The organism is Vibrio sp. M260121 (assembly GCF_036533715.1).
Lineage (GTDB): Bacteria > Pseudomonadota > Gammaproteobacteria > Enterobacterales > Vibrionaceae > Vibrio.
Genome location: NZ_JATABF010000017.1, coordinates 58775 through 76510, shown reverse-complemented (window position 1 = coordinate 76510; position 17736 = coordinate 58775). Strand labels below are relative to the sequence as shown.

The following is a 17736-nucleotide window of genomic DNA, read 5'->3' as shown; positions in this document are numbered from 1 at the left end:
ATAATTGGAAAATGATTGTATCGTTTTTCTCAACAATATAGCTAACAATAGATAACCCCAGTAACCTAGGAGCACGCCGTGAATGCCATTGCGTCACTGCCAGTATTTGTCGCTGTCGTCGAATGCGGTAGCTTTTCCCTTGCCGCCAAGCAGTTAAACCTGACTAAATCGGCGATAAGCAAACGCATTAATCAACTCGAAGATGACCTTGGCATTCGCTTGCTTAATCGCACCACAAGAAAGCTCAGCCTAACCGAAGCTGGACGCCGATACTTCGAGTACGCCTCACAAGCAGTCAACCTTGCTCAGCAAGGCGTCGATGCCGTTTCTGAGTTGCAAGGCTCACCGCAAGGTCGGCTCAAAATCACAGCTCCCATGTCTTTCGGTGTTTTGCACGTTGCGCCACTTATCAGCGAATTTCTTGCACGTTACCCCAAAATTGAGGTCGATTTACAGCTAGAAGACGCCATGGTGGATTTGGTCGAACAAGGCTTTGATTTGGGGATTCGCATTGGCGAACTTGCAACTTCTAACCTTGTTGCTAAACGCCTTGCTCCGTGTAAAAGCGTACTGTGCGCCTCTCCCGAATACCTAGAAGAATTTGGCGTACCAACTAAACCAAGCGATTTGGTGACACACAACTGTTTGCGCTATTCGTATTTTCGAGGCGGGGTCGAATGGATGTTCATCAACAGCGGTAACGAATATAAGGTGCTGCCGAAGGGTAACTTTGTGGTCAACAACAGTGAAGCAATTCGCCAACTGTTATTAAGAGGCTCTGGCATCGCCCAATTACCGACTTTTATCGCCGCCAAAGACTTTGCTGCCGGTAACTTAAAACCGCTTATGGAAGAGTTCTCCCTCCCTGAGCATGCCATCTATGCGGTGTTTCCAGAGCGCAAACATATGCCATTGAAAGTACGTGTGTTCATCGACTTCATCAGCGAAAAACTTGGCACTGATACACCGTATTGGGATCGCTATTGACACTTCACCACGTTCACTCCCTAGCATTTGGTTAATCTAATGTTTCATTTTTAACAGGTGCGCAACCAGCATTGGGGCGCTAACTTAAGTAGCACGTCAACCACACCGGAGTGTGAAGCTATGAAAGTACTGATTCAATACACCCAAGCGGGTAAATATCGTGATCAAGCGTGGGAATCTCTGGCTCTTAAGGCAAAAGGCGAGATGCAAGCCGTGACGCCTTCTTATGCCGCACAACTTATCGAACAAAACAAAGCAACGCTTGTAATGACGGAAGACGAACAAGTGATCTTCCATTCTTAAGTAATAGGCATCGATAAAAAATGAGCTCAATATTAGAGCTCATTTTTGTTTGATTGGTGGGTGGACTATCACTATCAATCTTGAATGAACTTGTTACCGCAGTTTTCGCAGATTAGATGACGAGAGAATTCATCCATAGACGCGAGGAAAGCACCAAACACTGTGCTTTTTAGAAAGCCAGAAATGAATTCCTTCTTACTGCAATTCTTATCTCCCTCAAAAGCACTTTTCTTTCTGACCAACACCACAACATGATGCGTTTCCACACCACACGAAGGACACATAACAACTTCCGTCTTATTTGACATATCAGCTCCTGAACTCGCTCTGGTGAATTCATTCTTGTTAAAAACGTCATAGCTTTCGATATAAGCACATGAAATTTATAAATTAATAAAACCAATATGTAAACAAGCGCTTATTGATTATGAGAATAAGCGCCGTGAGTATGTGTGATTACTCGTCTTCGTTTAAGCGACGAATCAATTTGGCAGGCGTACCGCCGTATAGACAATCTGGTGGAACATCGCTGTTTACCACTGAGTTAGCAGCAATGACTGAGCGAGCACCAATGGTTACCCCTTGGTTGATCACCGAGTTACCACCAATCCAAACACTATCTTCAATGGTGATTGGTTTACAAAACGTTTCCCACTTAAGTCGGCTGCGGTAATCCAACGAATGTGATGCCGTGTAAAGTTGCACACTAGGGCCGATAAGAACGTGGTCACCAATGGTGATTTTGGCGCCATCTAACATCACGACGTTCATATTAATGAAGGTCTCTTCGCCGATCTCAATCGTCTTACCAAATTCACAATGCAGCGGAGCTTGGATGATGCTTCGCCCAACTTTACCAAATAGATTCTTTTGCAACGCATCGCGTTGAGATTCATCGGTATTGTTATTAAACGCCATCAACGCATGAGTAGCATTAGAACGCATTGCTTCGATTTCTTTATCAGTACCATCAAATATTTGGCCCGACATCATTTTCTCTAATTCGGTCACTGGATCATTCCTACAACTTTTGACCAAGCTAGATTAGCGTAAAAGGGGAATAAAAAAAGAGAAAAGCACTGGCTTTTCTCTTTCCTATTTTTTCAATTTTTCACGTGAGTGATTATACGATTTCCCAGCTGTGAGTCATCTCAACGCCTTCGCCCAACATTAGACATACTGAGCAGTATTTTTCTAATGAGTCCGCCGCCACTTTAGCTACGATTTCTGGGTCTAGCGCTTCACCAGAGACTTCAAAGTGAATGTTCACCTGAGTAAAGATACGCGGAGCCGTTTCACGACGTTCTGTGGTGAGTTTCGCGTTGACAGAAGCCACTTTCTGGCCTGCTGTTTTTAGGCCATCAACAACGTCCACAGAGCTACAACCACCAGCAGCCATCAACACCATTTCCATTGGGCTTGGTGCCGTAGCACCGCCATTGCCATCCATCACGACTGAGTGACCAGATTGAGACTGACCGAGGAATTTAAAGTCTTCGACCCATTTTACTTCTGCTTGCATGGTTTCCCTCATTATTGCTTTTGCCTCATCGGAAACCTTCTACCAATGAGCGCTTGTTTCGTGCCGTTACTGTAGCCCTGTTGTGAGAAAGGGCAAAGAATTTTTCGTAATCACTGCAATTTTTTCGCTCTTACTTCTGTCTTCTTACGTAACATTCATTGAGAAAAATAACGTTTGAGGAAGTTATGAAGAAAGTATCTAAGCTATTGGTGGGATTCTCATTCACACTCCCTGTACTGTTCATCTTGCTAAGTAAAACAGGTACCGCCGATACCATGGATAAGATGAACGCATCTGGTAAAACTGACATCGCAACACTTGCGGGTGGCTGCTTCTGGTGTACCGAATCAGATTTAGAACAATTGCCTGGCGTATTAGACGTTGTCTCTGGTTACTCAGGCGGTGATTTAGAGAACCCAACTTATCGACAAGTCTCTTCTGGCAAGTCTGGCCATATTGAAGTGATTGAGGTGAAGTACGATCCTGCTGTCGTGAACTACGAACAAGTGCTGGACTACTTCTTCCGCCATATCGACCCGACTGACGACAAAGGCTCATTCGTCGACCGTGGTCCCCAATACCGTCCGGCGATCTTCTATCATAACGCCGAGCAAAAGCAGATTGCTGAGCAGTTTATGATGGAAATCGACAAGGCGATGATCTATCCAAAACCGTTGAAAACAGAACTGATCGAGTTTGAAAAGTTCTACCCTGCGGAGTCGTACCATCAGGATTACTACAAGAAGAGTAGCCTGAAGTACAAATACTACCGCTACGCATCAGGTCGCGATAAATACCTCGACGAAGTGTTTGGTGATGATCGTAAAGACAACCCAAAAACACTGCGTGAACTTATCAACGAAAAAGAGCTGGTGACGAAAGTGAAGGTATACGAGAAACCTTCGGACAAAGAAATCAAAGCTAAATTGACTGAGCTTCAATACTACGTGACACAAGAAGAAGGTACAGAGCGTCCTTTTAACAACAAGTATTGGGATAACAAAGAAGCAGGCATTTACGTTGATATCGTCACCGGCGAGCCTTTGTTTTCATCAACCGATAAGTATAAATCCGGCACAGGGTGGCCAAGTTTTACCAGACCAATTAACCCCGGCTACATCGTAGAGAAAACCGACTTTAAACTGGTTTATCCGCGCACTGAGATCCGCAGTAAGTTTGGTGATTCGCATATTGGCCATGTATTTAAAGATGGCCCTAAGCCTACGGGATTACGTTACTGCATGAACTCAGCCGCAATGGAGTTTGTACCAGTGAACAAGATGGCGAGTTTAGGCTATGGCGATTATCTCTACCTATTTGATAAGTAGCTAGGCCACTGTTTTAACCAAATTAGGAGTGAACATTCAGCGCGATGAAAGGTTTTAAATCCAACCTTCCCATGAAAGTCTGTCCGGTCTGTCAGCGCCCATTTTCTTGGAGAAAGAAGTGGGCGCGAAATTGGGAGGAAATCGTTTATTGTTCTGAGCGTTGCCGAAGAAATAGATCAACGAAAACGTAGGGCACTCCGACCCTCTCTGGAAAACGCTATTTCCTTTGTATCAACGTTTGTACGCGTTCTCTTACCAAGGTAATAACGTCCCATCATAAGCCCAAAACGCCCCGCTATCTTGCGGGGTTGCTTTTTCTATCAAGCCTAACAAATCCTTAGCAACTCGCTCTGGCGTGAACAACTTTCCCTCTGGCACATTGGTTTGAAAAGGTGCCGACAAAGCGGTATCTGTGGTGCCAGGGTGAAGTGACAGCACCGTGCCATGCTTGACCATTCTTTGCCATTCGATCGACATGGTTTTGAGGAACATGTTTAATGCGGCTTTCGATACACGATAGCTGTACCAACCACCTAACTGATTATCGCTAATGCTGCCAACTTTGGCCGAAATGGTCGCAAACTTAGGTGCAGTACTGCGCTTTAGCTTGGGCGTGAAGTATTTCGCCAACAGTAAACTTGGCAAAGTATTAACCATGATGGTTTGTTTAAAAAAGTCTGCGTCGAGCGAGCTAAGGTTCTTCTCTGGGCCTTTCTCTTGGATGTGTAACATACCAACGCAGTTCACCAGCCAGTCGACATGTTCAATTTGCTCGCTAAGCGCTTTCACTTGCTCATCATGCGACACATCCACCTGATACCAAGTCACATGAGGGTGTTGCCAATCAGGTCTCTGGTTACGATAGGTAGCATGCACTCTAGCCTGAGGGAAGCGAACGGCGGCTTCTTGCACCATTGCCAAACCAATTCCACCATTGCCACCGGCGATTAGTATTTCCATCACAACTTCTCCACGTTTTCTATGTAGTACTCTGCGGTATCAAGTATCGCTTGGCGTTGCTGTACTTCCATGTTGTCCCAAGAGCGGAAAATCATTCCAATACGTGGATTGGTTGCGAGACGCTTGTCGTGCTTGTTCATAAAGCGCCAATACAAGCTGTTAAACGGACACGATCCTTCCCCACTGCGCGCTTTATTGTCGTAATGGCAGCCCTTGCAGTAGTCGCTCATCTTGTTGATGTAAGAGCCACTCGCCGCGTAGGGCTTGGTACCAACAATGCCGCCATCCGCAAACAACGCCATGCCACGAGTGTTTGGCATTTCTACCCATTCAATTGCATCAACATAGATACCGAGATACCACTCATCCACTTGATCTGGGTCGATCTCGGTTAACAAGCAAAAATTACCAGTGACCATCAAACGTTGGATGTGGTGTGCGTAGGCGTAATCGAGAGACTGACCAATCGCATTGCGCATACATGCCATTTTGGTTTCGCCATTCCAAAAGAAGTCTGGAAGCTTTCTTTCTGCGCCCAACTCGTTCTTTTTCGGGTAATGAGGCATGTTCGCCCAGTAGACGCCTCGGATGTATTCTCGCCATCCCAAGATTTGGCGAATAAACCCTTCGACTTGAGAAATGTCGATGTCCGCGTTGGAATGGAATGCCTTGAGTGATGCATCAATGACTTCTCTCGGGTGCAGCAATTTGCTGTTCAGCGAGAATGAAATTCGGCTGTGATACAAGCTCCACTTAGCATCGTGCTGGCCTGTCATGGCGTCTTGAAAACGGCCGAACAACGGCAAGCAGACTTGGCAGAAATGCGCGAGTAAAGACAGGCTTTGCGCGCGATTAATCGGCCACAACAACTCCCCTTCAAGATTTCCGATGGTTTTGATGTCATGTTTTGCCAATCGCTCAACAATGCCGCGTACGTCGGTACTGAACATCAAAGGTTGTGGCAGTTGTTCAATATCTTTGGCTTTGAGCTTATTACGGTTATTGGCATCGTAATTCCATTTTCCACCGACGGGTTTTCCGTCTTGCATCAAGATATCGAAGCGCTTGCGCATACGGCGGTAAAAGTGCTCCATCATGATGTGTTTGCCTTGAGGGAACTGCGATTCTATTTCTTCAAACGGCAACAAAAAGTGTTCCGAATCGACACAACGCGTCACGACCCCATCAAGCTTTAGTTTGGCTAACTGCTCTAGTAAACGGTATTCATCGGGGCGTTGATATTCAAACTTACTTGCACCAACTTCGCTTACGTAGTGTTGCAAGACTTGCTCAAGATCGTCGAAGGATTGTGTGTCATCCAGTGTGAGGTGCAGAACTTGATGACCTTCGCTCTGACGCTCTTTCGCAAACTGTTCCATTGCAGAAAAGAACGCACACACTTTCTGAATATGATGCGTGACGTAAGTATTCTCTTGCTTGAGCTCTGCAATCAGGTAAAGCACTTTCTCATCTGGTTGCTGAAACCAAGAGTGCTCACTGTTGAGTTGATCGCCCAAGATCAATCGTACGGTTTCAAATTGCATTACGGTTTCTCCGGTGACGAAGCTTTGTCACTGCTGCCCATCACAATCGGCCAATCGACCATGTCTACACTATCCAAATGCGCACCAGCACAACGACCTTGCCACCTATCGATGAACTCCATGTGCGGATCGTACATTTCGGTTTGCTTTTCGAGGTTGAATTGTCGTGAACCACGCGGATCAGCACCAACGCCTGCTAAGTATTGCCAGTTTCCCCAGTTCGATGCCACATCGTAATCAACCAGTTGTGACTCAAAGTACGCCGCGCCATAACGCCAATCGAGGCCAAGTTCATGCACTAAACAACTGGCGACCAACTGTCTGCCGCGGTTGGACATGTAACCTGTTTCGTTAAGTTGGTGCATGCAAGCGTTCACAATGGGAAACGGGGTTTCTCCCTTTTTCCATTGCTGAAAACGATGTGCATAAAAGCTGGTGAGAGGTGCTTGATTTTGGATGCCACCGAATCGGAAAAGCTGTCGTTTGTGTCGACGGGCATACCAATAAAAGTACTCCCGCCATAAAAGCTCGAAGTAAATCCAGTAGGTCGACTCGTTTGCTCCCTTCAAACGTTCATAACGCTTGAGCATGGCATAAATAGTTTTTGGCGAAAGGCAGCCATGAGCTAGCCAAGGTGAAAACTTAGTCGAGTAATCCATACCATCCAAGCCATTGCGCGTCTGCTTATATTCGCTGGCCAATGTCGAGGAAAAATACCGACGAGCGTGCTCAAGCCCTGCTTGCTCGCCACCGGTAAACAGGCAAGGCTTAACGTCGCGAATCAGTCGTAAGGTTGGCAAGGCAAGCCCTGAGGGGGTTGGTGGTAAGGCCGTTACTGTGGCGAATGGTTCCTCCAGCGATACGTTCTCCGCCTTTTTACGAAACTTAGTAAAAGTGTCAGGCAAGTCTTCAAGGGCAAATGGCAGGTCTTCAACGGTAAGTAGGCTGCGCACTTCCTGCTGACAAATCGTTAAATGCTCTGATTCTTGGCGGATATGATCAACCACGTCTTGCTCTTCTGAGCCAGGGAACGCATCACAATACAGATGTGTCACGCCAAGCTTCTCTACAGCATGTTTGATGGCTTGATAAGGATGTAAGTCAACAACCTGTAAGCGCTGATCGAATGCATTCAAGGACAGATTGAGGCAGTGTAATGACTCATCTAAAAATTGCTGCTTAGCCGACCCAAACATCGATTCCTGCGCAAAGTGAGCTAAAAATGGAGACAGTTTCGGATAACAATAGACACATATTAATGCGTCGACTTCCTCGCTGGCTCGGGTGAGCAGCGGATTATCATGCATCCTCAAATCGTTGGTAAACCAGTACAGTCCGATTGTTTTATTCAAAAGAAGCGTTCCATGTGTGTTTTTGCTTATACAAGTTCTTACGCACAATGCTGCTTCACGATCAGACAGTGAGTTGTTATGTTTACAAATTGTTCAGCAAAAGTCCTTAGTAAACAATTTGTTAAAATTAATTCTATAAATTATTTAGTCAAACTCTAATATTCATAGACGTATTTGATTTTTTGCTCATTTTTTTTAAGAAAACCAAGCAAAAATGACAAAAAATAAAGCGATATTGTTTTATATCCGTTACCCTTAGCCTAATTCCATTTTGCTTGCCACATTGCAGAAATGACCGACGAATTTAAAAAATCAACCGCGAATCTAAAAAAAGCGGTACCACTAATGATCAAGAACCACGTAGCAGCGACACCAGCAAACTACGCTTTGTGGTACACCTACGTAGACAAAACCATCCCAGAGCTTAACCAAGAGTTAGATATGGTTCTGGAGAATTATGACGTCTGCCCACCAGCGATGCACAAGCAGCTCTACAACAGCTACGTCGCGAGTAAAGCCGAAACCAGTTTAGAAGAACTCAAAACCAACGTAGAAGTACTGTTGGGTGAAGTCTCTAGCTCGATGAGTGACACTATTACAGATACCTCCTCCTTCTCTGATATGGTGGACAAAAGCTTTAACAAGCTCGAAAAGGTTGAAGATAATAGCCTGAGTATTGAAGAAGTGATGAATGTGGTTCGTCAGCTCGTCGCGGAATCTCGTGAAATTCGTCACTCGACTAAGTTTCTAAATAGCCAACTAACGACGGCTAGTGAAGAAATTTCTCGTCTAAAAAACCAATTGGCTGAAGTACAAAAAGACGCTCTTTTCGATGGTCTTTCCAACCTGTATAACCGCCGTGCTTTCGACAGTGACCTCCAAATGCTGATCGACAGCAATCAAGCAATGACCTTGGTTATGCTGGATATTGATCACTTCAAAGCATTTAACGACAACTACGGTCATTTGTTTGGCGATACGGTGATTAAAGCCATTGCACGCCGTCTGCAACAAAGCTGCCGTGATGGTATCAGCGCTTATCGTTTTGGTGGTGAAGAGTTTGCTTTGATCGTACCGAATAAATCTTTGCGCATCGGTCGCCAATACGCCGATACGTTACGCCGAATGATCGAAAAACTGCGTGTCCGTGACAAACGTTCGGGCAGCCAAGTGCAAAGTATTACCGCTTCTTTTGGTGTCGCAGAGTATGAAGTTGGCGATACGTTGGATAGCTTGGTGAATAAGGCTGATAAACAGTTGTATGAAGCAAAACAACTGGGCCGAAACCGAGTAATGCCGCTGTAAAGCTTGTTCACCTGCTCATTCCGTCCCTTTTAAAAGACAAAACCCCAAGCATGTACTTGGGGTTTTGTCTTTCTTGAGCTGGCTCGTTATTAATGATACTTCCTAAACCATTAATCAATGCTGTAGCAGTAGCTAAGGAAGTAGTCGTCGCCGTTTTTCGCGGTGTACTCTTTGTCTTCACTGCACGCCATCGGTTTTCCTTTCTTATCACCTTTAATTAGGCTGATCCAATGACGCATTGCGGTCGGTGCATTACCAATTAGCTCAGGGCTGAAGGTAGTACGTGTTTCCAGTTGAATGTCATCAATGTCCATCAACTCCACACAACCCGTGCCTTTATGACAGCCAAACATCACTTCTACGTGGCTGCCTGACTCATCTTTAAATAGGATCGATTTCGGATCTTCTTTCTCACCAGTGTACGCTACAAAATGTTTTGGGCTTTTCAGACCGCTGTGTGTACCGTCTTTGAAATAAGCCATCACATGGCGGTAATCAATCACATAGCTTGATACGTCTTGGTGTGAACCATTCTCCAGTGGGAACATACGGTCCAGTAGTTGCTTCGCCTTAACTTGCTTCTCGCTTTGCTGCTCAGCACTTACCGCCTCGACGGCAAATACGGCTTCAGCGATAAATGGGCGTTCTTGTTGTTGGATGTCTTTTTTATCGAAATTCAGCATATTCATCGTCGTTTCCTCGCACTTAAACACTCTTCCTAGAGTAAAAACTTAAAACCCTTGTTTAAGTTTCAGGCAATTCTGTGAAGTGGATGGTTAATTTCCTTGCCTGCTCATTATGTAGACTAGCGAATTATTAACTACAATTTCACAACAAAAATTTTACAATGTGAATTTTACAAAATGTCTGTGTCAAAAAGTCTTATCCGCCAATCTCATTTTCTCGGGACGAAAATTCGTAACCTGAGGAAGAACAACCATTTAACGATGGAAGATTTGTCTGCGCGTTGCGTTAGGATCAATCCTGAGTACGCGCCGTCGGTTTCTTACCTATCGATGATCGAGCGTGGAAAACGCGTTCCAAGTATCGATATGCTGGAAGTGATCGCCGAAGTTTTCCAAAAAGAGCCTGCATGGTTTTTAGATGATGAGCCAGAGCTGGAAGCGATCACACCGAATAAAGGTAATCGTGGTGGCATCAATGGAATGGCCCTTGAACCGAGTTTCTTGTTCTCCAATGACATCCTGCAAATCGCAATACCAGAAATGCTCTCCCAAACTGGCATCACTGGGCGTCAGTTTGCTCATCTGCTGATACGGGCCCACCAAGAGAACCATCAAAACCACTTCCCAGATCTAGAGCGAGCCGCTGAAGAAGTCGGACTAAAGCGCCTTAACTTGTCAGTGGAAGATCTGATCGACATTGCTAAAAGCATGGGGTTGGACATTCGTTGGGTAGACCGAGCGCCACAGGATGTGATTGATGAGCTTGGCGTGAGTGCGAAACAGCTGATCACCTCTTTTATGGAGGCGCCAGGGACGATTTACCTCAACAAGCGCATGCGCGACTACCCAACACGCCTGAAATACGATTTAGCCGTTTACATTGGCCATCGTGTACTGCACAGCAGCGACGGCATGAGTAATGTATTGTCGATTGGGCATCAGAACAACTGGGAGCAAAGCGGATCGCAAGTATCGAACTCTGAGCTTAACTCACAAGACATTTTACAAGCGTGGCGTGATTTTGAATCAAGCTTCTTTGCTGGAGCCCTGCTGTGTCCAAAAGTACCGTTTCGCCAATTGCTCGACCGCTCTGGTTATGAAATCGATGTACACAAAAAAGCGGGCGTCTCCCCTTCTGTTGCGATGCGCCGAATGACGGTCGTATCACCTTATCCGCATTGGCATTACTTTGATGCTTATGGCCCGGGTAAACTCAAAGCCGTATATCGTGGTAATGGTATCCCGCTTCCTTGGGGGAATATGCGCAAGGTCAACGACCCATGTCAGCACTGGGCAGTGTTCCGTCGCTTATCACAACCGCTGGACACCAGTTCAGCACAGATTTCAATTCTTAATGTCGGTAACGAACCACGTATCTATTGCTGTGAGTCGGTCAATGTCTTCGACCCAGCGGGCAACAACCGCGTTCTATGCGCAGGTATTGACCTCAACCCTGCTATCTCAGCTCAGGGGGGGGATGCGATTGCCATTGCAGAAGAGTTGAAATCGCTGTGCGTCTCTTCAGGCGGAAGTACTGTCATACCTCAGCACATCAAGAAAGATCTCACCACGATAGCCAAGATTCTCAACATCAATTGGATAGAAAGGGGAATTCAAACCCAAGCAAGATTGATTTGTTCACGAGGAGCCGTGTGTCCAAGACAACCAAGTTGTTATAACAAGTGCGGTGAATCAGCGGATTCAGGTGACGAGCCGCAAATTATCGAGCTCTAGAAAGAAAAAACGCCAATCACAATAAAGGTGATTGGCGGTATATACTTGTGAACAATGTGTATTCACTAACAACGTCAGTTGGCTAGGTGACCCTCGGCTTAATAAGGGTCAATCTGTATAAAGCACGATGCGTGCCAACTTTTAAAAACGCCTTTTTTCTTCGATCCTGATGCATATTGGTGTTTTATTGAGCACACATTTTGCAAATCGCATTTGCAAAATGCAAACCAATGCAAATATGCCACCATGCGCATTGCTACTAATCCCTTTGTCAGCAAAATGGCGTTTTAATAAGAAAGAAATTCAAAATTAAAAAGCCCCGCAGTGTGCGGGGCTCTAGATTCATGGTTTTACTGATTATCCACCGTAGTGTTTTTGCTGATACATGCGTTCATCGGCGATTTTCATCATCTGTTGAGGTGATGTCATTTCAGGATCAAACATCGCATACCCAATGCTAGTTCTCAGATAAATCAAGTCTTGTTCATAAATGACTGGATTCGAGCACAGGGCAAAACGAAGCTTTTTCACTAGAGCATGAATGCTGTCTTCCGTTTTCGGATTGTGGACAATCACGAGAAATTCATCTCCTCCCATGCGAGCCACAATATCCGAACGTCGTAAACTGCTTCTAATCCGCTCAGCACAGGCGATCAGCACTTTATCGCCTGCATCATGACCATAGGTATCGTTAATATGCTTAAAGCGATCAAGATCGATGTTCACAAGCGCAAAGCTGTAGCGCTTTTTATAGCGTTTCGCGATCTGAAATTGATGCTTGTAAGACTGCATAAAGTAACGACGATTGGGCAGCTGGGTAAGTTCATCATGCAGTGCTCGGTTATCGGCCACAATATACAATCGGTAAATCACAATCAGGGCGATACTTAATCCAAGAACAATCGGATAGCCGACTAATCTCGTTAGCTGCAATGTGTACCATGGTAATTGCTGGTCTAAATCTGCACCGGAATACACCGCCAAGCTCCAGCCTCCGTAGGGAAAATGCACTTGCTCTTTGGCGTAAACCTTCCCACTAAGCTTCTGCTCACCGAAAAATATATCGCCAAGCTCGCCACTGCTGTCATAACCACGAATGGTCATCGGATAATGAGAAGAGAAGTCCATCACCCCGGTTTCTCGGAGCAAACCATTAAAGTCGATCACAGCACTGATCACACCCCAGTAATCCTTGTTTATTGGGGGATCACGAAATACAGGCACACGAACAATCAATCCTCGCCCACCTTGAACGAGCTCGACTGGACCTGCGATGAATATCTCTTGAATGTCTTTGGCTTTTTGGATTTGAACCCACTGCGCTGGCACCGTTCGGTAATCCAGCCCAATAACACGCTCGTTCCCTCGACGTGGATAGATATGGCTTACCACATCATTTTCCGCGATGCCGATTACCGTAATATGATTGCTTTTATTGAGGATACGATTCGCAGCCATGTTTAACTTGCGGTTTTCATGGTTCGGTAGCAATGTAATAAGAGTCGCAAGAGTGCTAGCTTTGTATATGTCAGCCATCAGGTCCGCTTCCAAATTGGAGCGGAGCATAGAAAGTTGTTCTTTGGCCTCAACTTGAAGTCGCTCTCGGTGAAGGTTGAGCTGGTTGTAGTGCAACAACTCAATGACTCCAACGCATAGGGCAAAAAAAGTGAGGAAGAACAATGCAAAGTAGCCTTGCTTCTTCGATGAGTACTGCATCTGTTCCCCACTAACTCTCGGCGTTCCAAGAGTTTTCTTTAATTATTGTTAAAATACTTATTTACCTTAAGGATAACCAATAGCTATCGTAAAGGTAATAAATATCTAAAAATCTTATCTATCAAAAAGGCAAAGTGAGATGCAAGTACAAGGCGATTTATTCAAAAGCTCATTTTGGCAAGAAGTAGCACAAGGGAAGATCTACTATGATCCTCACTTTCTCGGTCACTTAGATGCTGATCGCTGCTTTTCGCAGCTTCGCGCAACCTTACCTTGGCAACAAGAAAACATCATGATGTTTGGACGATCGGTATTACAGCCTCGACTACAAGCGTGGCATGGTGACGCCGCTTACACTTATTCAGGACTAACCATGACTCCTCACCCTTGGACACCGGAACTGATTGAACTGAAAACACGCAGTGAAGCCATTGCTGAGGTGAAATTTAACTCTGTCTTAGCGAATCTCTATCGTCATGGCCAAGACTCTATGGGATGGCATCAAGACAATGAGCCTGAGCTAGGAAGAAACCCTGTAATCGCTTCTATCAACTTGGGGGAAACTCGCCGATTTGTTCTAAGGAATTTACATTGTAAAACCCAATTAGAATATGAGCTTAGCCATGGTTCTCTGCTCATTATGGCCGGAGAGTTACAACATCACTGGAAGCATGCCGTTCCTAAAACGGCAAAACCAAAAGGCGAGCGTATTAATCTGACTTTCCGCCATATCGTGACCAACTATTGACTGAGTCATTACATATCAAAAAAGCATTAATGCTAGGCTTGAATCTTGGCTCTCAATCGGAATGTGTTTATGCGTATCAGACCTCTCAGCTTAGCCGTGTTGCTCTCCTGTTCACTGGCTTTTCAGGCGCAAGCCTCTCAAGAGGCACCGGTTTTAACCTATTCACAGTCCGCACAGTTGATCAAAGATACGTACGAATCGCAGCTATATACCTTGCCTGCGTTTCGAGAGGGGCATTTCGGCCTTCGTATGTATCGCCAAACGTTAAATGACAAGTATCTACCCGCCGTATGGACAGACATGGCACAAGTCGCGAACCGTCTCAATCATTTTGCCAATGAAGTCACTGCACCCGAGCAAATTTTTCTCTACTCAGAAGAACGTTTAGCGACTTACCACGATAAAGAAGACGAACGGAGCCAACGTCGCTACACCGTTACCAAGCACCAACCAGAATACCTCTACTTAGGCATCGATCTGATTGGAGCAATGGCAAGAGCTGACGAGTACGGCTTAAAGCACAAACAAGACAAAACGCTAAGGGGTGTCTTACGTCGATACGATTTCACACGCTACGCCACTGACCCAGAAATGATAGAAGCTTGGGCGGCGCAATTGGCGAACCAGGTCTACTGGCTACGTCAGCTCGGCGAACAAGATGTGGTTAATGCATTTACCGATGCGTTTCACACGACCTACCCAGACAACCAAGATAAAAAACTGTCACCGCAGCAATACAGTAATAAGATCTACGGTATGACTCACATTATTTTGGGTGATTCGCAGTATTACCAAAAACAGGTGAATGAAGCTGACCATCAGTGGATTTATGACTACTTCCGAGACAATATCGACACCATCATTCTGCGCTCTAAAGAGGATGTGGTTGCCGAGGTCGGGATTTCATTTCTCCTTGCGGGGTTGGATAGTGACCCAGTCGTCGAAAAAACTCGTCAAGCAATCCAAAGTGCCATTAATACGCAGCAAGGGATGATCCCTTCCGTGGAAGGGGACTACGACTTGAAATATGGTGAACACCGCAATGTGTTGGCCATCATGCTTTTGGATTGGCAAGGTGTACACCAAGCCCCAACAATACAAAACCAACCCCAAGCGTTTGAGTCTCTGCCTTATGGGTTAGTGTCAAAGCACTGATATCAACGCAGGTTACAGGATCGAGTGGGCAGGCTTAAAAGCTTTACTTTTCAACATTTGCTCGTATCGAACCAATCGAAAATCTTGGAACCCCTGCATAACACTTTTGATCATCGGGTTCTCAAAAAACTGACGACTGGTGCCTGTATAGAAAGTAATGCTGTGACTAGAGCAACACCTTTCTAAGAAGCAATCTTCCATAAACTGATTCAAGCTATGATCTCGGATCGGAAAATAAACCATAAGACCTTTGCTGATCCCAGCAATGTGATTCAATATTTGAGTTCGAATCGACTTGGTAAGAAAGACCACACTCACCAAATAAATTGAGTTGTTTTTCTGCTCATAGACCACGTGCCCTACCAACATTTTTCTATAGTAAAAACAATAGATTTTGGGCTGATGAAGCTCAAGCTCATTAAGAGTATCGATGATATCTCCCCCGTTCATTCTCAGATGAGAATCGATCACTAAAGCCCTATCCTCCTCTTCCAACTTATCAAAAGGCACGTGACCGGTATGAGTGATTTCATAGTCGTATACCGTGCTTAAATTTTGAAAATTGACCGGGTGTTGCAGGGCTTTTTTAACGATCTTTAACTCCTGAGAATCATAGTGGTAAGGCTGCTGAAAGAAATGTGCGATACCAAGACGCCTTAGTAGCGTTGGCTCGATTTTTTGCCTTTCCCACTGGCTCAAGGTTGCTTGATTCAAGCTCGAGAATACACGATGCGAAGAAGAAAGCAGCTCCGCTAAACTGTCTTGTGAATATTTATATTTTTTCCTAAAATGCTTCAATGCATCGGCAAATTGAAGTCGGTCGAACTGCATTTTTTCTCCTAGCCAAGCGCCAATAATTGCGAAAAATATGTGTAGTTATAATTAGAATAGACACCAAATTGTGATTGTGTGAGTCAATAACACTTCAACTCAAGATACCTGCATTACACGACGTTATCTGTAATGCCTTCGGGGTAATTTTCATGCAGTGGGGTGGCTTCTTCCTCAAAACCAACGCGGCTGCCCTTTGGAATGACAATTAAGCCACCGTCAGTCATCTCAAAGCGCGCTTTGTCTCTTTTTGGTTTCTCACCGATCACTGTGCCTGGGGCGATCTCAACATCTTCTTCAATAATGGTTCGCGTAATCCGGCTATTCGCTCCAATTTTACAGCGCCCCATTAAGATGGATTCATGCACAATGCTGTTTCTGCCTAACTCACATTCCTCACCAATCACGGAGCGAATCGCGCATGCTCCTTCTATCTGACAACCTGAGGCAATGTAACTGTCTTTAATGCGAACTTTGATTTCTTCGATGTTGCAATATTCTATTGGTCTTTTAGATTCAACCCTTTGGCTCAACAGTGCATCAGTACCACTCTTACCATCAACACTCTGTTCCACCAGCATCATCATCTGCAGTCGCCAGTAATCATCAAGATTATTAACGTTATGCCAGTATGTAGGTGCTTGTTTTTCGTCAATCTCGCCAAGGTCAAACAATGCCGTTTTCACTCTACGAGCAAGCAGAGAGACGATATCCTTGGTCAAGTCATGCTTACCATCAAGCTTCTTGGCATTATTAAACAGACCTTTGACCAACACGGGGCGCTGAAAGAGGTAATTTTCCGTTAATACCATGGCAAAGCCTGGTTTGTTTGGAATTTCTGCTGGAGTTGGGGGCTGGTGTTGAATATCAATGACTTGACGGTGTTCATCTAACTCAACGACATGATACTGAGACGCTTGTGCGACAGGAACCTGAGCCACAACTAACGTGAGTTCGGCATTTTGGATTTGATGGTAGTGCAGCAAAGAAGAAATGTAATTGCGATGGATTTGCTCACCACCGACCAGCAAGACATGTTCATCGGAGGGTCGATTGATGACATCTAAATGCTGCAATAAAACATCAGTCCAATTCTGTTGCAGCTTAGGTAATAACTTAGCTTGAGAATAAATGGGTTCGAGCACTTCGATTCTCGATTTGTAGTGCTGCCATGCATGCTTAAGGTGAGCAACTAACGGTGCGCAATAAAAACGACTGAGGACAAGATTACGCTTTATTCCTGCTTGAATGAGGTTAGTTAGCGAAAAATCAATTAAACGGTGAGAACCTACGAAAGGTGTGATGGATTTACAGCATGTTTGAGTGAGTGGACCTAGCCCATTCCAACCTCTATCGGTTAATACCACCGATACGATTTTTGACGTCACGTACAACTTCCTTATTCTATTAATAATTTAGAAAGTAAATGCAAACCGTACGCAAGTACTATTCAATTGAGGTGTCAATTTACTCAATAATGAATATTATCGGGCAATGACCTACCCAATATTTAACTCACCTCTCATTCGGTAGCTTAATAAAATAAAACCCGCCGAAGTGGCGGG

18 protein-coding genes are annotated in these 17736 nt (G+C 45.0%); 8 read left to right on the top strand and 10 right to left on the bottom strand.

Translation table 11 applies throughout. From position 1 onward, the window contains the following. The first annotated feature begins 78 nt into the window (after positions 1 to 78). Positions 79 to 987: a LysR family transcriptional regulator gene (locus QTO06_RS11615; RefSeq protein WP_005438170.1), complete on the top strand. Its 909-nt coding sequence runs from the start codon at positions 79 to 81 to the stop codon at positions 985 to 987. A gap of 120 nt (positions 988 to 1107) precedes the next feature. Further along, positions 1108 to 1290 (top strand): hypothetical protein, encoded by a 183-nt coding sequence (locus tag QTO06_RS11610; protein WP_005432518.1) that lies wholly within the window; start codon positions 1108 to 1110, stop codon positions 1288 to 1290. A gap of 74 nt (positions 1291 to 1364) precedes the next feature. On the opposite strand, the gene QTO06_RS11605 is transcribed toward QTO06_RS11610, so the two are convergent. From QTO06_RS11605 to QTO06_RS11595, 3 genes are all read right to left on the bottom strand, one after another. Then, positions 1365 to 1598 (bottom strand): hypothetical protein, encoded by a 234-nt coding sequence (locus QTO06_RS11605; RefSeq protein WP_331408174.1) that lies wholly within the window; start codon positions 1596 to 1598, stop codon positions 1365 to 1367. 148 nt (positions 1599 to 1746) lie between these two features. Beyond that, entirely contained in the window at positions 1747 to 2301 is a 555-nt protein-coding gene (locus QTO06_RS11600; RefSeq protein ID WP_331408173.1) for a sugar O-acetyltransferase, read from the bottom strand. A 112-nt stretch (positions 2302 to 2413) separates the two neighbouring features. Next, positions 2414 to 2812: an OsmC family protein gene (locus QTO06_RS11595; RefSeq protein ID WP_005530136.1), complete on the bottom strand. Its 399-nt coding sequence runs from the start codon at positions 2810 to 2812 to the stop codon at positions 2414 to 2416. A 185-nt stretch (positions 2813 to 2997) separates the two neighbouring features. On the opposite strand from QTO06_RS11595, the gene msrB reads away from it, so the two are divergent. Together msrB and QTO06_RS11585 are read left to right on the top strand one after the other, a co-directional pair. Further along, complete coding sequence (msrB, locus tag QTO06_RS11590; protein ID WP_191116989.1) at positions 2998 to 4140, top strand: peptide-methionine (R)-S-oxide reductase MsrB; 1143 nt, start codon at positions 2998 to 3000, stop codon at positions 4138 to 4140. Positions 4141 to 4184: 44 nt separating this feature from the next. Continuing rightward, a complete protein-coding gene (locus QTO06_RS11585; protein WP_010450720.1) occupies positions 4185 to 4331 on the top strand; it encodes a DUF2256 domain-containing protein in 147 nt (48 codons plus the stop codon). 61 nt (positions 4332 to 4392) lie between these two features. Here the strand turns inward: QTO06_RS11585 and QTO06_RS11580 are convergent, their stop codons facing one another. Genes QTO06_RS11580 through QTO06_RS11570 form a run of 3 tightly spaced genes read right to left on the bottom strand, consistent with a single transcriptional unit; the run spans position 4393 to position 7996 of the window. Next, entirely contained in the window at positions 4393 to 5100 is a 708-nt protein-coding gene (locus QTO06_RS11580; RefSeq protein WP_331408172.1) for an SDR family oxidoreductase, read from the bottom strand. Next, positions 5100 to 6644, bottom strand: coding sequence for a cryptochrome/photolyase family protein (locus QTO06_RS11575; RefSeq protein ID WP_331408171.1), 1545 nt, complete (start codon positions 6642 to 6644; stop codon positions 5100 to 5102). Before QTO06_RS11575 ends, QTO06_RS11580 begins: the two co-directional genes overlap by 1 nt. Beyond that, positions 6644 to 7996, bottom strand: coding sequence for a DASH family cryptochrome (locus tag QTO06_RS11570; protein ID WP_331408170.1), 1353 nt, complete (start codon positions 7994 to 7996; stop codon positions 6644 to 6646). Before QTO06_RS11570 ends, QTO06_RS11575 begins: the two co-directional genes overlap by 1 nt. Positions 7997 to 8287: 291 nt before the next feature. On the opposite strand from QTO06_RS11570, the gene gefA reads away from it, so the two are divergent. Then, positions 8288 to 9301 (top strand): diguanylate cyclase GefA, encoded by a 1014-nt coding sequence (gefA, locus tag QTO06_RS11565; RefSeq protein ID WP_005432534.1) that lies wholly within the window; start codon positions 8288 to 8290, stop codon positions 9299 to 9301. 110 nt (positions 9302 to 9411) lie between these two features. Here gefA and QTO06_RS11560 read toward each other — a convergent pair whose 3' ends face one another. Next, positions 9412 to 9990 carry a malate synthase gene (locus tag QTO06_RS11560; protein ID WP_005432536.1) on the bottom strand — a complete coding sequence of 193 codons (579 nt, stop codon included), beginning with the start codon at positions 9988 to 9990 and terminating at the stop codon, positions 9412 to 9414. 174 nt (positions 9991 to 10164) lie between these two features. On the opposite strand from QTO06_RS11560, the gene QTO06_RS11555 reads away from it, so the two are divergent. Next, positions 10165 to 11721, top strand: coding sequence for a DUF3612 domain-containing protein (locus QTO06_RS11555; protein ID WP_077202074.1), 1557 nt, complete (start codon positions 10165 to 10167; stop codon positions 11719 to 11721). A 357-nt stretch (positions 11722 to 12078) separates the two neighbouring features. Here QTO06_RS11555 and QTO06_RS11550 read toward each other — a convergent pair whose 3' ends face one another. Further along, a complete protein-coding gene (locus QTO06_RS11550) occupies positions 12079 to 13437 on the bottom strand; it encodes a diguanylate cyclase (protein WP_331408167.1) in 1359 nt (452 codons plus the stop codon). Positions 13438 to 13576: 139 nt separating this feature from the next. Between QTO06_RS11550 and QTO06_RS11545 the strand changes: the two genes are divergently transcribed. Both QTO06_RS11545 and QTO06_RS11540 read left to right on the top strand, forming a co-directional pair. Next, positions 13577 to 14185 (top strand): alpha-ketoglutarate-dependent dioxygenase AlkB family protein, encoded by a 609-nt coding sequence (locus tag QTO06_RS11545; protein ID WP_045374996.1) that lies wholly within the window; start codon positions 13577 to 13579, stop codon positions 14183 to 14185. A gap of 69 nt (positions 14186 to 14254) precedes the next feature. After that, on the top strand, positions 14255 to 15340 hold the full coding sequence (locus QTO06_RS11540; RefSeq protein ID WP_331408166.1) for a DUF3541 domain-containing protein: 1086 nt from the start codon (positions 14255 to 14257) through the stop codon (positions 15338 to 15340). A 12-nt stretch (positions 15341 to 15352) separates the two neighbouring features. Here QTO06_RS11540 and QTO06_RS11535 read toward each other — a convergent pair whose 3' ends face one another. Then, positions 15353 to 16171 (bottom strand): helix-turn-helix domain-containing protein, encoded by an 819-nt coding sequence (locus tag QTO06_RS11535; RefSeq protein WP_038890612.1) that lies wholly within the window; start codon positions 16169 to 16171, stop codon positions 15353 to 15355. 113 nt (positions 16172 to 16284) lie between these two features. Next, entirely contained in the window at positions 16285 to 17559 is a 1275-nt protein-coding gene (locus tag QTO06_RS11530) for a sugar phosphate nucleotidyltransferase (RefSeq protein WP_331408165.1), read from the bottom strand. Positions 17560 to 17736: the final 177 nt, after the last annotated feature.

Bases quoted from the DNA above. Each gene is read 5' to 3' on its own strand.
- QTO06_RS11560 (WP_005432536.1), bottom strand. From the start codon at position 9,990: ATGAATATGCTGAATTTCGATAAAAAAGACATCCAACAACAAGAACGC.
- QTO06_RS11535 (WP_038890612.1), bottom strand. From the start codon at position 16,171: ATGCAGTTCGACCGACTTCAATTTGCCGATGCATTGAAGCATTTTAGG.
- QTO06_RS11580 (WP_331408172.1), bottom strand. From the start codon at position 5,100: ATGGAAATACTAATCGCCGGTGGCAATGGTGGAATTGGTTTGGCAATG.
- gefA (WP_005432534.1), top strand. From the start codon at position 8,288: ATGACCGACGAATTTAAAAAATCAACCGCGAATCTAAAAAAAGCGGTA.
- QTO06_RS11605 (WP_331408174.1), bottom strand. From the start codon at position 1,598: ATGTCAAATAAGACGGAAGTTGTTATGTGTCCTTCGTGTGGTGTGGAA.
- QTO06_RS11555 (WP_077202074.1), top strand. From the start codon at position 10,165: ATGTCTGTGTCAAAAAGTCTTATCCGCCAATCTCATTTTCTCGGGACG.
- msrB (WP_191116989.1), top strand. From the start codon at position 2,998: ATGAAGAAAGTATCTAAGCTATTGGTGGGATTCTCATTCACACTCCCT.
- QTO06_RS11540 (WP_331408166.1), top strand. From the start codon at position 14,255: ATGCGTATCAGACCTCTCAGCTTAGCCGTGTTGCTCTCCTGTTCACTG.
- QTO06_RS11610 (WP_005432518.1), top strand. From the start codon at position 1,108: ATGAAAGTACTGATTCAATACACCCAAGCGGGTAAATATCGTGATCAA.
- QTO06_RS11550 (WP_331408167.1), bottom strand. From the start codon at position 13,437: ATGCAGTACTCATCGAAGAAGCAAGGCTACTTTGCATTGTTCTTCCTC.
- QTO06_RS11545 (WP_045374996.1), top strand. From the start codon at position 13,577: ATGCAAGTACAAGGCGATTTATTCAAAAGCTCATTTTGGCAAGAAGTA.
- QTO06_RS11585 (WP_010450720.1), top strand. From the start codon at position 4,185: ATGAAAGGTTTTAAATCCAACCTTCCCATGAAAGTCTGTCCGGTCTGT.
- QTO06_RS11595 (WP_005530136.1), bottom strand. From the start codon at position 2,812: ATGCAAGCAGAAGTAAAATGGGTCGAAGACTTTAAATTCCTCGGTCAG.
- QTO06_RS11575 (WP_331408171.1), bottom strand. From the start codon at position 6,644: ATGCAATTTGAAACCGTACGATTGATCTTGGGCGATCAACTCAACAGT.